8 protein-coding genes are annotated in these 14,263 nt (G+C 63.8%); 4 read left to right on the top strand and 4 right to left on the bottom strand.

Translation table 11 applies throughout. The annotated features are described in order from the left end of the window. Positions 1–130 precede the first annotated feature (130 nt). The 4 genes from ligA to HU719_RS04905 form a co-directional block, all read right to left on the bottom strand. Positions 131–2,485, bottom strand: coding sequence for an NAD-dependent DNA ligase LigA (gene ligA / locus HU719_RS04920; protein WP_186536119.1), 2,355 nt, complete (start codon positions 2,483–2,485; stop codon positions 131–133). Positions 2,486–2,599: 114 nt separating this feature from the next. Next, on the bottom strand, positions 2,600–3,490 hold the full coding sequence (gene zipA / locus HU719_RS04915) for a cell division protein ZipA (protein ID WP_186522072.1): 891 nt from the start codon (positions 3,488–3,490) through the stop codon (positions 2,600–2,602). 195 nt (positions 3,491–3,685) lie between these two features. Further along, positions 3,686–7,174, bottom strand: coding sequence for a chromosome segregation protein SMC (gene smc, locus HU719_RS04910; RefSeq protein ID WP_186536127.1), 3,489 nt, complete (start codon positions 7,172–7,174; stop codon positions 3,686–3,688). A 3-nt stretch (positions 7,175–7,177) separates the two neighbouring features. Further along, a complete protein-coding gene (locus tag HU719_RS04905; RefSeq protein WP_186522068.1) occupies positions 7,178–7,837 on the bottom strand; it encodes a GntR family transcriptional regulator in 660 nt (219 codons plus the stop codon). 258 nt (positions 7,838–8,095) lie between these two features. Here HU719_RS04905 and xdhA point away from each other — a divergent pair, with 258 nt between their 5' ends. From xdhA to guaD, 4 genes are all read left to right on the top strand, one after another. Beyond that, positions 8,096–9,550: a xanthine dehydrogenase small subunit gene (xdhA, locus tag HU719_RS04900; RefSeq protein WP_186536129.1), complete on the top strand. Its 1,455-nt coding sequence runs from the start codon at positions 8,096–8,098 to the stop codon at positions 9,548–9,550. Next, positions 9,543–11,942, top strand: a complete 2,400-nt coding sequence (gene xdhB / locus HU719_RS04895; protein WP_186536131.1) for a xanthine dehydrogenase molybdopterin binding subunit — start codon at positions 9,543–9,545, stop codon at positions 11,940–11,942. The genes xdhA and xdhB overlap by 8 nt, the downstream gene beginning before the upstream one ends. A gap of 94 nt (positions 11,943–12,036) precedes the next feature. Next, a complete protein-coding gene (xdhC, locus tag HU719_RS04890; protein WP_186536133.1) occupies positions 12,037–12,882 on the top strand; it encodes a xanthine dehydrogenase accessory protein XdhC in 846 nt (281 codons plus the stop codon). 12 nt (positions 12,883–12,894) lie between these two features. Then, positions 12,895–14,199 (top strand): guanine deaminase, encoded by a 1,305-nt coding sequence (gene guaD / locus HU719_RS04885; protein ID WP_186536134.1) that lies wholly within the window; start codon positions 12,895–12,897, stop codon positions 14,197–14,199. Positions 14,200–14,263: the final 64 nt, after the last annotated feature.

Raw genomic sequence — 14,263 nt, 5'->3', positions numbered from 1 at the left:
AGAGGGGTTCGCCGGGAGGGGTTCAGCGCCTGTGAGATCGAGCGCCGCCCGCGCGGCGCTCGATCTCATAGGCATTGAAGGACTGTCGGCGAACATATGGCAGCCATCGCCCACCTCGAAAGACCACCCCTCAGAGGCTAATACCCTGCCCCGCCATAAACTCGACAAACTGTTCCTCATCCAGCACCTTCACCCCAAGCTCATTGGCCTTAGCCAACTTGGAGCCCGCACCAGGGCCTGCGACCACGTAGTGGGTTTTACTGGATACAGAGCCCGCTACCTTCGCCCCCAGGCCCTCAAGCTTCTCCTTGGCCACATCGCGGCTCATGCGCTCCAGGCTACCGGTCAACACCCAGGTCTGGCCAGCCAGTGGCAGCCCTTCAGCAGCCTTCTTCTCGCACGACCAGTGCATGCCGAACTCAAGCAACTGCGCCTCGATCGCACGCGCCAGTTGCTGGTTAGCCTCAACCTTGAAGAACTCGCGCACACCTTCTGCCTGCTTGGTATTCAGGGCCTGGCGCAGGTCGATGCCGTCAGCGGCGATGATCTTGTCCAGGGTGCCGAGCTTATCCACCAGCTTCTGTGCGCCGGTCGGGCCCACCGAGGGGATATCGAGCTTGGCCAGCATATCGGCCAGCGTGGTGCTGGCCGCAAACTCTGCGGCCAACTCGCCTTCGTCCTGCAACTGCATGCCGCTATCGAGCAACGCCCGGATAACCTCGCGGTTGTGTGCATCTTCAAAGAAGTTGTGAATCTCGAAGGCAACTTCCAGGCCGATGTCCGGCAGGTAAGTCAGCACCTGCGGCAGCGCCACCTGCACCCGCGCCAGGCTGCCCAGCGAGCGCGCCAGCACCTTGGCGGTCTCCTCGCCCACGTCGGGAATGCCCAGGGCATAGATGAAACGTGCAAGGCTTGGGCGCTTGCTGGCTTCGATGGCGGCCAGCAGCTTGTTACTGGAGACTTCGGCAAAACCTTCAAGGTCGACGATTTGCTCGAACTGCAGCTTGTACAGGTCGGCAGGCGAGCGGATCAGCCCTTCATCGACCAACTGCTCGACGCTTTTCTCGCCCAGCCCGTCGATATCCATGGCGCGGCGCGACACGTAATGAATGATCGCCTGCTTGAGCTGCGCAGCGCAGCTCAAGCGGCCAACGCAGCGGTACACCGCGCCTTCGCTGGTAGTGGCCTTGCCTTTGCTGCGTTTGACCAACTGGGTGCGCTCAACCTGCGAGCCACACACCGGGCACGCGCTTGGCACCTCGACCGGGCGCGCATGTTCGGGGCGGCGCTCGGTAACCACTTGCATCACCTGCGGGATCACGTCACCGGCGCGGCGGATGATCACCGTGTCACCAATGCGCAGGCCCAGGCGGGCGATTTCGTCCATGTTGTGCAGGGTCGCGTTGGACACCGTCACGCCGGCAACCTTGACCGGCTGCAAGCGCGCCACCGGGGTTACCGCACCGGTACGGCCGACCTGGAATTCCACGTCGAGCACCTCGGTGAGCTCTTCCATGGCCGGGAACTTGTGCGCAATGGCCCAGCGTGGCTCGCGGGCGCGAAAGCCCAGCTCGCGCTGTGAGGCCAGGCTATTGACCTTGAATACCACGCCGTCGATCTCGTACGGCAGCTCGTTACGCCGGGCGCCGATGTCGCGGTAGTACTCCAGGCACTGTTCGATGCCGGCTGCGTGGCGCAGCTCGCGGCTGATCGGCAGGCCCCAGGCCTTGAGCTTTTCGAGAATGCCAATGTGGCTGTCGCCGAAGGCCTCGGAAACCTGCCCCACGCCATAGCAGCAGAACTCCAGCGGGCGGCTGGCGGTGATTTTCGAATCGAGCTGGCGCAGGCTGCCGGCGGCAGCATTGCGCGGGTTGGCGAACGTCTTGCCACCGGCTTCGGCTTGCGCGGCGTTGAGCCGGTCGAAGCCGGCCTTGCTCATGTACACCTCACCGCGCACCTCAAGCACGGCCGGCCAGCCCTCGCCCTGCAGCTTCAGCGGGATGTTGCGCACGGTGCGCACGTTGCTGCTGATGTCCTCGCCGGTGGTGCCGTCGCCACGGGTCGCGCCTTGCACCAGTAGGCCGTCGCGGTACAGCAGACTGACAGCCAGGCCGTCGAGCTTGGGCTCACAGCTGTAATCCACCGCCCCGCCAGCGCCGAACAAATCACCGGTTGGCAAATCCAGGCCTTCCAGCACACGGCGGTCGAAATCGCGCAGGTCGTCTTCTTCGAAGGCGTTGCCGAGGCTGAGCATCGGCACTTCATGGCGCACCTGACTGAACGCCGACAGCGCCGCCCCCCCGACGCGCTGGGTCGGCGAGTCGGGGGTGACCAGGTGCGGGTTTTCGGCTTCGAGGGCCTTCAGCTCGTTGAACAGCCGGTCGTATTCGGCGTCAGGCACACTAGGCTCGTCGAGCACATAGTAGCGGTAGTTGTGCTGGTCGAGCTCGGCGCGCAGCTGGTGAATTCGGGTTTCGGCGGTCATTTGTCATCTCTTGCAAAGCAGATAGAGCAGCCTGAAGGCCAGCATCCGGGTCACACAAACGACTAGGGCCGCTAAGCGGCCCCAGTCTTCAACAGCACTTGCCCCGATGGGCCTTTAGCGCTTCTGGGTCAAGGCACGGCGTTCGAATTCGACGATGCGCTGGCGGTAGTGCTCGATGGTTTGCGCGGTCAGCACGCTGCGCTGGTCGTCCTTGAGCTCACCGTTGAGCTCGTGGGCGAGCTTGCGGGCGGCGGCGACCATCACGTCGAAGGCCTGCTTGGGGTGACGCGGGCCTGGCAAACCGAGGAAGAAGCTCACGGCGCGGGTGCTGAAATGGTCGATATCGTCCAGGTCGAACACCCCGGGCTTGACCGCATTGGCCATCGAGAACAGCACTTCACCGTGGCCAGCCATGCTTTCGTGGCGGTGGAAGATATCCATGTCGCCGAAGCGCAGGCCGCTTTCGAGGATGTTCTGCAGCAGCGCCGGGCCTTTGAAGCCGCTTTCGTCGCGGGAAATAACGCTGATCACCAGCACTTCTTCGGCAGGCGGCAGCTCTTTTTGCGTGTTGCTGTTGCCCGAGGTGTTGAAATCGCTGTTACGGCCGGTGTCGGCAGCCAGCTCTTCATCACTTTCGGCGAACAGGTCAGCTTCACGCGGCTCGGCAGACAGCTTCAGGTCACCCTGGTGCTGGTCGCTGTTACCGCGTTTGCTGCGCTTGGGCGGTTTGACTGGCTTGGCTTCGCGCTCGCGTTCGCGCGCAGGGGCGCTCATCGACGGCAAGTCGGTTTCGTCGAGCTCAGGCTCTTTATGCGTATCCAGCACACGGGGCGGCCCGAGCACCTCGGCGCCACCCTCGTCGTCGGAAACGTTGGCATAGCTGCGATCCAGACGGAATTTCAACTTGCCCTTGCCGCCGCGCATGCGACGCCAGCCGTCGAAAAGAATACCGGCGATGACAATGATGCCGATGACGATCAGCCACTCGCGCAGACCGATTTCCATGTAATCCCGTGCCTCTATAAAAAATTATGCTTGAAAACAAAGGCTTCAAAGGCCTTTAACACGTGGCGCCAACTCTATGTTCTGACAGGCGTTTTACCCACGCAAAAACAAGTGACGTAAAGCTAGCACGACCAAAGGCAACTTTACACCGTCTGTCGCTCCTGCCAGGGGTAAATAGCGGCAGGTTCGCGTGTTTTAACCGTCGACCATGGCCATGGCGGCCTCAACATCAACTGCAACGAGGCGCGAACACCCCGGCTCGTGCATGGTCACCCCCATCAACTGGTCGGCCATTTCCATGGCGATCTTGTTGTGGGTGATGTAGATGAACTGCACGGTCTCGCTCATTTCCTTTACCAGGCGCGCATAGCGCCCGACGTTGGCGTCGTCCAGCGGTGCATCGACTTCGTCGAGCATGCAGAACGGCGCCGGGTTCAATTTGAAGATGGCAAACACCAGTGCCAAGGCAGTCAGTGCTTTTTCGCCGCCGGACAGCAAATGGATCGTGCTGTTCTTCTTGCCCGGCGGGCGCGCCATAATCGTCACCCCTGTATCGAGTAGATCTTCGCCCGTCAGTTCCAGATACGCGCTGCCACCACCGAAAACTTTTGGGAAAAGTGCCTGTAATCCGGCATTTATCTGATCAAAGGTATCTTTGAAGCGGTTGCGGGTTTCTTTGTCGATCTTGCGAATCACATTCTCGAGGGTATCGAGCGCCTCAACCAGATCGGCGTTCTGCGCATCCAGGTAACGCTTGCGTTCGGACTGCTGCTCATACTCTTCGATGGCCGCCAGGTTGATTGCGCCCAGGCGCTGAATACGCGCCTCGACCTGCTCCAGTTCCTGTTCGGTGCCCTGCTCGCTGGCCTCGGCCTCAAGCGTTGCCAGCACCCCCTGAAGATCGTAGCCGTCTGCCAGCAATTGTTCCTGCAAAGTGTTACGGCGTACGTCCAGGCCTTGGGACTCCAGACGCTGCTGCTCCAGCTGGCCGCGCAGCATTTGCGCCTGTTGCTCAGCCTGGGTGCGACGGCGCTCAGCGTCACGCAGTTCGCGGTCGGCTTCATCCATGTGCAAGCGCGCCTGGCGCATTTCTTCATCGACGCCCATGCGCCGCTCAAGTAATTCTTCAAGTTTCAGGCGCAGCTCTTCAAGCGGCGCCTCGCCCTCTTCGAGGTTCAGGTGCAGTTGTTCCTGGCGCTCGTTGAGGCGCGCCGCCTGCTGTTCAAGGCGCTCCAGCGCCTGGCGCGTGGAGTCGTGCTGGGCGCGCAGCGAGCCCAGGCGCACGGCCAACTGATGAGCGTGATCCTTGTGCTGGCGGCTCTCCTGGCGGATGCGGTCGAGGCCTTCGCGCAGGGTGTCGCGGCGCGCCATCAATTGCTCGCGCTGCTCTGTGTCCTGGGCCATCAGGTCCAGGGCATCCTGCAGCAGCAGGCGCGACTCACCGAGCTGTTCGTGCTCGATGGCGCGTTGCTCTTCGAGTTCGTGCAGCTCTTCCTGCAATCGGCGGCGGCGCAGATCGAGCTGTTCGGCGCGGGCACTGGCGGCCGACAAGCGCGCCTTCAGTTCGCCGTGCTGGCGGTTCTCGTCCTGGCTGCGGCGGCGCAGCTGTTCGCGCTGTTGCTCCAGGCCCAACTGCTGCTCGCGCAAACCCTGCAACTGCTCATCAAGCTGGTCGAGTTGGGCTTGCTGCTCACCCTGCTGGGCGGCCAGGCGCTCGATTTCCTGGCCACGGGCGAGCACGCCGCCTTCGGCCTCGGCGCCGCGGCTGACCCGCAGAAAGTGCCGACCGACCCAGTAGCCGTCACGGCTGATCAGGCTCTCGCCCGCGCCCAGCGTCGCGCGCAAGGCCAGCGCCTGCTCCAGGCTTTCGACCGGTTTTACCAATCCCAGCCACGGCGACAGGTCGCTCGGGCCTTCAACCTTGTCGAGCAGGCTGCCGGCGATGCGCGGCCCTTCACCAGAGCCCAGCAACAGGCGCAGTTCGCCTTGCTCCAGCGCGGCAAAGTCCAACGGCTCCAGCGCATCGACCAGCACGGCTTGCAGGTCGGCGCCCAGCACGGTTTCGACCGCCAGCTCCCAACCCGCCTGTACCCGCAGCCCTTCGGCCAGCCTTGGGCGCTGAGCGAGGCCTTGCCCGCGCAGCCAGTCGGCAGCCCCGGCGCCAGGCTCAAGCGCCGCCTGCTGCAAGGCTTCGAGCGAGGCAAGGCGCCCACCCATCCGTTGCAGCTCGCCCTGCTGTTGTTGTTGCGCCTGGGAGGCCTGCTGCAACTGCTCACGCGCCGTTTCGAGCTGCTCGACCACCTGCTGCTCCTGCACCTGCAGGTCATCCAGCGACAGCTCGGTGGCGGCCAATTGCTCGGCCAGCTCCTCCATCTGCGCATCGTGCGGGTCGGCGCCCAGTTGCTCACGCTCCTCGGCCAACTTGCGCTGGCGCTCGGCCAGGCGCTCAAGGCCGGATTCGAGCTGCGCCAGGCGCGCCTGCTGGACTTCGGCCTGGCGGCGCGGCTCGGCGGAGCGGGTGTTGAACGCGTCCCACTGCTCCTGCCAGCCGTGCATGCCCTGCTCGGCTTCTTCAAGGGTGGCGGCGGCTTCTTCGGCGGCGGCCAGGGACATTTCCTGCTCGGGTTCGAGCATGGCCAGCTCTTCGCCGAGGGTTGCCAGCAAGGTGCGGTCGTGGCCCAGGTGCGACTCGGTTTCAAGGCGCGTGCGTTCGGCTTCCTTGAGGTCGTCCTGCAACTGGCGCAGGCGCTGCTGGCCGTGCTGAATGCTCTGCTCGACCCGGGCGATGTCACCGGCTACCGAATAGAAGCGGCCCTGCACCTGGTTAAAGCGCTCGGACAGTTCATGGTGGCCGTCACGCAAGCGCTCGATGCTGGCGTCGGCGTTGCGCTGCTCGGCCACCAGCGCCTCGAAGGCAACCTCCTGGTCGCCAATGACCGTTTCGCGCTGGCGCACGCGGGCGTCCAGGTCGCGCCAGCGCAAGGCAGACAGGCGCGCCTTGAGTTGGCGCTCATGGGCTTTGTATTCGCGGTACTTCTCGGCCGCCTGGGCCTGGCGATGCAGGCGCTCGAGCTGGCGTTCAAGCTCTTCGCGCAGGTCGGTCAGGCGCGCGAGGTTTTCCTGGGTGCGGCGGATGCGGCTTTCGGTTTCGCGGCGGCGCTCCTTGTACTTGGAGATGCCAGCCGCCTCTTCGATGAAGTTGCGCAGTTCTTCGGGCTTGGCCTCGATCAGCTTGCTGATCATGCCCTGCTCGATGATCGAGTAGCTGCGCGGGCCAAGGCCGGTGCCGAGGAAGATGTCGGTAATGTCGCGGCGCCGACACTTGGTGCCGTTCAGGTAGTAGGTGTTCTGCGCATCGCGGGTGACCTTGCGGCGGATCGAAATCTCGGCGTAGGCGGCGTATTCACCGACCAAGGTTGCATCGCTGTTGTCGAACACCAGCTCGATGCTGGCCTGGCTCACCGGCTTACGGCTGGTAGAGCCATTGAAGATGACGTCGGTCATCGACTCGCCGCGCAAGTTCTTTGCCGAGCTCTCGCCCATCACCCAGCGCACCGCGTCGATGATGTTGGATTTGCCACAGCCGTTGGGGCCCACCACGGCGGCCATGTTGCTGGGGAAATTGACCGTGGTGGGGTCGACGAACGACTTGAACCCGGCCAGGCGAATGCACTTGAGACGCATCGGTCAGCTTCGCGCCATGGCGGCCAGCACCAGCTCGCAACTGCGCTGGCAATAGGCGGAGAGGACTTCGCGGATGCCCGCCAAATCGCGCGACACGACGACTTCGAGCAGGCGCGCGAACAGACTGAGGTAATCGGTCATGTTCGCCTGGCGCTGGTCCAGCGCCAGGTAATAGGCGCGGCTCATGGCCGGGTGCAGGTTTTCAACGGTTTCCTGCAGGTACGGGTTGTTGGCGAACGGGTAAGCAGCGCGCATCACCGCAAAACTGTCGGCGACGAAGGCTTTTATATCCTGGCGGGCGTGGGCGCCGTGCAGGCGCTGCTGGATCTCCAGAAACGGGCGCAGGTCGGCCTCGGTGCGCCAATGTTGGGCAACGGCATTGCCCAGCAGGATGTACAGCTCGCCCATCATGGTGCACAGGCTGCGGATGTTGTGCTCATCGAGTTCGGTCACATGCGCGCCGCGGCGCGGCAGAATCGCCACCAGGTGGCGGCGCTCGAGGATCAGCAGCGCTTCACGCACCGAACCCCGGCTGACATTGAGGGCCTGGGTGACTTTCTGCTCCTGGATACGTTCGCCGGGCGCAAGTTCGCCGCGGATGATCCGCTCGGCCAGGTGGTCGGCTATCTGCTCGCAGAGACTGTCCGGCGCCTTGAACGTCATGGTTTTCCTTCAAAATCGGGGGGCTATGCACAAGCGCGCGATTGTAGCGCACTTGCCGTAGTGGCGATGCGCTTTGTGTGACCGCCAGGTCAACATAAGCAAGCGGCCCGAACTATGCTTGGTATAACGCGCACGACTTCGGTTGGGGCGACCCTTGAGCGGAATCTTGACCTCAGAGTCAGAAAATTATTGACCATGGGGCCGAGCGTTGCTTAGAGTCCGCCCGAACAACAATAAAATCATTGCGAGGCCTTCCCCGTGATCCAGTTTCTCGTCAACCAGGCGCTGCACAGCGAGCACGCCCTGGACCCGAACATGACGGTGCTGCAATACCTGCGCGAGCACCTGGGCAAACCCGGCACCAAGGAAGGCTGCGCCAGCGGCGACTGCGGCGCCTGCACCGTGGTGGTGGGCGAACTGGTCGCCGACGAGTCGGGCACTGACAGCATCCGCTACCGCAGCCTCAACTCCTGCCTGACGTTCGTGTCATCGCTGCACGGCAAGCAACTGATCAGCGTCGAAGGCCTCAAGCACCAGGGCGAGCTGCATAGCGTGCAGCAGGCAATGGCTGACTGCCACGGTTCGCAATGCGGGTTCTGCACGCCAGGTTTTGTCATGTCGCTGTTCGCCTTGCAGAAAAACAGCCAAGGCCCTGACTTGCATAAGGCCCAGGAAGCCCTGGCCGGCAACCTGTGCCGCTGCACCGGCTACCGGCCGATCCTCGACGCCGCCGCACAAAGCTGCGCACGCCCCTGTCGCGACCAGTTCGATGCGCAGCAAGCCCAGACCATCGCCCGCCTGAAGGCCATAGCCCCACAACAGACCGGCGAGCTCAACAGCGGCGACAAGCGCTGCCTGGTGCCGCTGACCGTGGCCGACCTTGCCGAGCTGTACAGCTCGCACCCCGAAGCGCGCCTGCTGGCCGGCGGCACCGACCTGGCCCTGGAAGTGATGCAGTTCCACCGCACCTTGCCGGTGATGATCTACGTCGGCCACGTGGCCGAGCTCAAGCGCATCGACAAGACCACAACCCACCTTGAGATCGGCGCTGCCACCCCGCTCACCGACTGCTACGGCGCGCTGAACGACGAGTACCCGGATTTCGGCGAACTGCTGCACCGCTTCGCCTCGCTACAGATCCGCAACCAGGGCACGCTGGGCGGCAACATCGGCAACGCCTCGCCGATTGGCGACTCCCCGCCCCTGCTGATCGCCTTGGATGCGCAGATTGTCCTGCGCCAGGGCCAACGCCAGCGCACCTTGGCGCTGGAGGACTACTTCATCGATTACCGCATCACCGCGCGCCAGGACAGCGAGTTCATCGAGAAGATCATCGTGCCCCGCGCCAGCAACGACTGGACGTTCCGCGCCTACAAAGTCTCCAAGCGCCTGGACGATGATATTTCGGCGGTGTGTGCCGCGTTCAACCTGAGCCTGGAAGACGGCGTGGTCAGTGGCGTGCGCATCGCCTTTGGCGGCATGGCGGCAATCCCCAAGCGCGCCCGCGCCTGCGAGGCCGCGCTGCGCGGCAAGCCGTGGAACCAGGCTAGCGTCGAGCGCGCCTGCCAGGCGCTGGCCGAAGACTTCAGCCCGTTGAGCGATTTCCGCGCCAGCCGCGAGTACCGCCTGCTGACCGCACAGAACCTGCTGCGCAAGTACTTCATCGAACTGCAATCGCCGCACATCGAGACCCGGGTGACCGACTATGTCTAACCATCACGCCGTCAAAACCCAGGCTGAAATGGCCGAACTGTTCAGCCAGGACCTGGCCACCGGGGTCGGCCGCAGCCTCAAGCACGACAGCGCCGACAAGCATGTGGCCGGCGAAGCGGTGTACATCGACGACCGCCTCGAATTCCCTAACCAATTGCACGTCTACGCCCGCACCGCAGACCGCGCCCATGCGCGCATCCTGCGCATCGACACCACGCCCTGTTACCAGATCGCGGGCGTGCGCATCGTCATCACCCACGAGGATATTCCAGGCCTCAAGGACATCGGCCCGGTGGTAGCCGGCGACCCACTGCTGGCTATCGACAAGGTCGAATTCTTCGGCCAGCCGGTGCTTGCCGTCGCTGCCTGCGACCTGGACACGGCGCGCCGTGCGGCCATGGCCGCCATCATCGAGTACGAAGACCTGGAGCCGGTGCTCGATGTGGTCGAGGCGCTACGCAAGAAGCACTTCGTGCTCGACAGCCACACCCATCAGCGCGGTGACGCCGCCGCAGCCCTGGCCACTGCCCCGCACCGCATTCAAGGCACGCTGCACATTGGCGGGCAGGAACACTTCTACCTGGAAACCCAGATCAGCTCGGTAATGCCCGGCGAAGATGGCGGCATGATCGTCTACTGCTCCACGCAAAACCCGACCGAGGTGCAGAAGCTGGTGGCCGAGGTGCTGAATGTGCCGATGCACAAGGTCGTGGTCGACATGCGCCGCATGGGCGGCGGCTTCGGTGGCAAAGAGACCCAGGCGGCCAGCCCCGCATGCCTGTGCGCAGTCATCGCCCACCTGACCGGCCAGCCGACCAAGATGCGCCTGCCGCGCGTCGAAGACATGGCCATGACCGGCAAGCGCCACCCGTTCTACGTCGAATATGACGTGGGCTTCGATGACAGCGGCCGCCTGCACGGGGTCAACCTGGACCTGGCCGGCAACTGCGGTTATTCGCCCGACCTGTCCGGCTCGATCGTCGACCGCGCCATGTTCCACTCCGACAACGCCTACTACCTGGGCGATGCCACCGTGCACGGCCACCGCTGCAAGACCAACACCGCCTCCAATACTGCCTATCGCGGCTTTGGCGGGCCGCAGGGCATGGTTGCCATCGAGCAGGTTATGGACCACATCGCCCGCTACCTGGCACTGGACCCGCTGGCGGTGCGCAAGGCCAACTACTACGGCAAGACCGAGCGCAACATCACCCACTACTACCAGACCGTCGAGCACAACATGCTCGAGGAGATGACAGCCGAGCTTGAGGCCAGCAGCGACTACCATGAGCGCCGCGAATCCATCCGCCGCTTCAACGCCAACAGCCCGGTGCTGAAAAAAGGCCTGGCGCTGACCCCGGTGAAGTTCGGTATCTCGTTTACCGCCACCTTCCTCAACCAGGCCGGTGCGCTGATCCACATCTACACCGACGGCAGTATCCACCTCAACCACGGCGGCACCGAGATGGGCCAGGGCCTGAACACCAAGGTCGCGCAGGTCGTGGCGCAGGTGTTCCAGGTGGATATCAAGCGCATCCAGATCACCGCCACCAATACCGACAAGGTGCCCAACACCTCGCCGACTGCAGCATCCAGCGGCGCCGACCTGAACGGCAAGGCCGCGCAGAACGCTGCTGAAATTCTTAAAAAACGCCTGACCGAGTTTGCTGCGCGGCACTTCAACGTGACCGAAGAAGATGTGGAGTGGCGCAACGGCCATGTGCGCGCCCGCGACCAGATCGCAAGCTTCGAGTACCTGGTGCAACAGGCCTACTTTGCCCAGGTGTCGCTGTCGACCACAGGCTTCTACCGCACGCCGAAGATCTTCTACGACCGCAGCCAGGCGCGTGGCCGGCCGTTCTATTACTACGCCTTCGGCGCTGCGTGCGTGGAAGTGATCGTCGACACCCTGACCGGCGAGTACAAGATGCTGCGCGCCGACATCCTGCATGACGTGGGCGACTCGCTGAACCCGGCCATCGACATTGGCCAGGTGGAAGGCGGTTTCGTCCAGGGCATGGGCTGGCTGACCACCGAAGAGCTGGTGTGGAACGCCAAGGGCAAGCTGATGACCAACGGCCCGGCCAGCTACAAGATTCCGGCGGTGGCCGACATGCCCATCGACATGCGGGTAAAACTGGTGGAAAACCGCAAGAACCCCGAGGACACGGTGTTCCATTCCAAGGCCGTGGGTGAGCCGCCGTTCATGCTGGGCATTGCCGCCTGGTGTGCGATCAAGGACGCCGTGGCCAGCATCGCCGACTACCGGGTGCAGCCGAACATCGACGCGCCGTCGACCCCGGAGCGGGTGTTGTGGGGCTGCGAGCAGATGCGCAAGGCGGTGGCCACAGCGCAGTTGATCGAACCAGAAACAGAAACCGTTCCCCAATAACGGCACCGTGGAAGCGGGCTTGCCGCGCGATGCCGGCCTCGGTAATCGCGGGGCAAGCCCCCTCCCACGCCAGATCACGCCGAGGACTCATAACATGCACCAATGGATCAACGCCCTCGCCGACCACCAAGCCCGTGGCGAAGCTTGCGTATTGGTGACCATCATCGAAGAGCGCGGCTCCACCCCGCGCAATGCAGGCTCCAAGATGGTGGTCAGCGCAAGCGCCTTGTTCGACACCATCGGCGGCGGTCACCTGGAATTCAAGGCGCTGCACATCGCCCGGCAGATGCTCGCAGAACGGCGCAGCACGCCACACCTGGAGCGCTTCAGCCTGGGCGCAAGCCTGGGACAGTGCTGCGGTGGCTTGACCGTGCTGCTGTTCGAGCCGATGACCGGCATACAGGCCGAGATCGCCGTGTTCGGTGCGGGCCATGTCGGCCGGGCTCTGGTACCCTTGCTCGCCGCGCTGCCCTGCCGGGTGCGCTGGATCGATTCGCGCGAGCAGGAGTTCCCCGAGCACATCCCCGCCGGGGTCAGCAAGGTCATCAGCGAAGAGCCGGTCGACGAAGTCGCCACGCTGCCAGCCGGCAGCTACTGCATCGTCATGACCCACAACCATGCGCTCGACCTGGAACTCACCGCCGCCATTCTCAAGCGCAACGCCTTCACCTGGTTCGGCCTGATCGGCTCGAAGACCAAGCGCGCCAAGTTCGAGCACCGCCTGCGCGAACGCGGCTTCGAAGATGCGCTGCTGGCACGCATGCGCTGCCCCATGGGCCTGGCCGAGGTCAAAGGCAAGCTGCCCATCGAGATCGCCGTGTCCATCGCCGGCGAAATCATCGCCACCTACAACGCCTGCTTCGGCCAGCATGACGCTGGCGCCAACGCAGGCCCCATTGCCCAACTGCTGCCGCCGTCCCGGCGCAGCCAAGCACTCTGACGAGCGTATTCAATGACCGCTACACGCAAAGCCTACCGCGCCGCCATCCTGCACAGCATTGCCGACCCTGCCGAAGTGGGCCTTGAGGCCTCGCAGCAATACTTCGAGGACGGCCTGCTGGTGATTGACGATGGCCGCATCAAGGCCCTGGGCCATGCCGCCGACCTGCTGCCAACGCTGGATGCCGACATCGACGTGGTGCACTACCAGGACGCCTTGATCACCCCAGGCTTCATCGACACGCATATCCACTTTCCGCAGACCGGCATGATCGGCTCCTATGGCGAGCAACTGCTGGATTGGCTCAATACCTACACCTTCCCCTGCGAAAAGCAGTTCGCCGACAAGGCCCACGCCGACAAAGTCGCGAAGATCTTCCTCCAGGAGCTGCTGCGCAACGGCACCACCACTGCCCTGGTATTTGGCAGCGTGCACCCGGAGTCGGTGAATGCGTTGTTCGAAGAAGCCGAGCGCCTGGACCTGCGCCTGATCGCCGGCAAGGTGATGATGGACCGCAACGCCCCCGACTACCTGACCGACACCGCCGAAAGCAGCTACGTCGACAGCAAGGCGCTGATCCAGCGCTGGCACGGCAAGGGCCGCATGCACTATGCCGTGACGCCGCGCTTTGCCCCCACCAGCACCGCAGAGCAATTGCGCATGGCGGGCCGGTTGCTCAAGGAGCATCCGGGCGTGTACCTGCACACGCACCTGTCCGAAAACCTCAAGGAAATCGACTGGGTAAAAGAACTGTTCCCCGAGCAGCGCGGCTACCTGGATGTGTACGACCACTTCGAATTGCTCGGCGAGCGCTCGGTGTTCGCCCACGGCGTGCACCTGTGCGACGAGGAGTGCCAGCGCCTGGCCGAGACCGGCTCAGCGGTCGCGTTCTGCCCCACCTCCAACTTGTTCCTGGGCAGCGGGCTATTCAACCTGCCGCAGGCTGAGCGGTTCAAGGTCAATGTGGGCCTGGGCACTGACGTCGGCGCCGGCACCAGCTTCTCGTTGCTCAATACGTTGAACGAGGCCTACAAGGTGATGCAGCTGCAGGGCGCGCGCCTGCACCCGTTCAAGTCGCTGTACCTGGCCACCTTGGGTGGCGCGCGTGCGCTGCGCCTGGACGACCGTATCGGCAGCCTGCGCCCTGGCAACGATGCCGATTTCGTGGTGTTGGATTACAAGGCTACGCCGCTACTGGACTACCGCATCCAGCAGTCCACCAGCATTGAAGAGACGTTGTTCGTGCTCACCACGCTGGGCGATGACCGCACCGTACGCGAAACCTACGCTGCTGGGCGCTGCGTGCACCAGCGCTGACATAGGGCAGGCTGGCACCGGCTCTGCCGGTGTTCGCGGCGCAAGGCCGCTCCTACACCGGAAT

Source organism: Pseudomonas farsensis, from assembly GCF_014268805.2.
Lineage (GTDB): Bacteria > Pseudomonadota > Gammaproteobacteria > Pseudomonadales > Pseudomonadaceae > Aquipseudomonas > Aquipseudomonas farsensis.
Note: the sequence above shows the minus strand (reverse complement) of the source record. Positions and strands in the feature narration are given on the sequence as shown.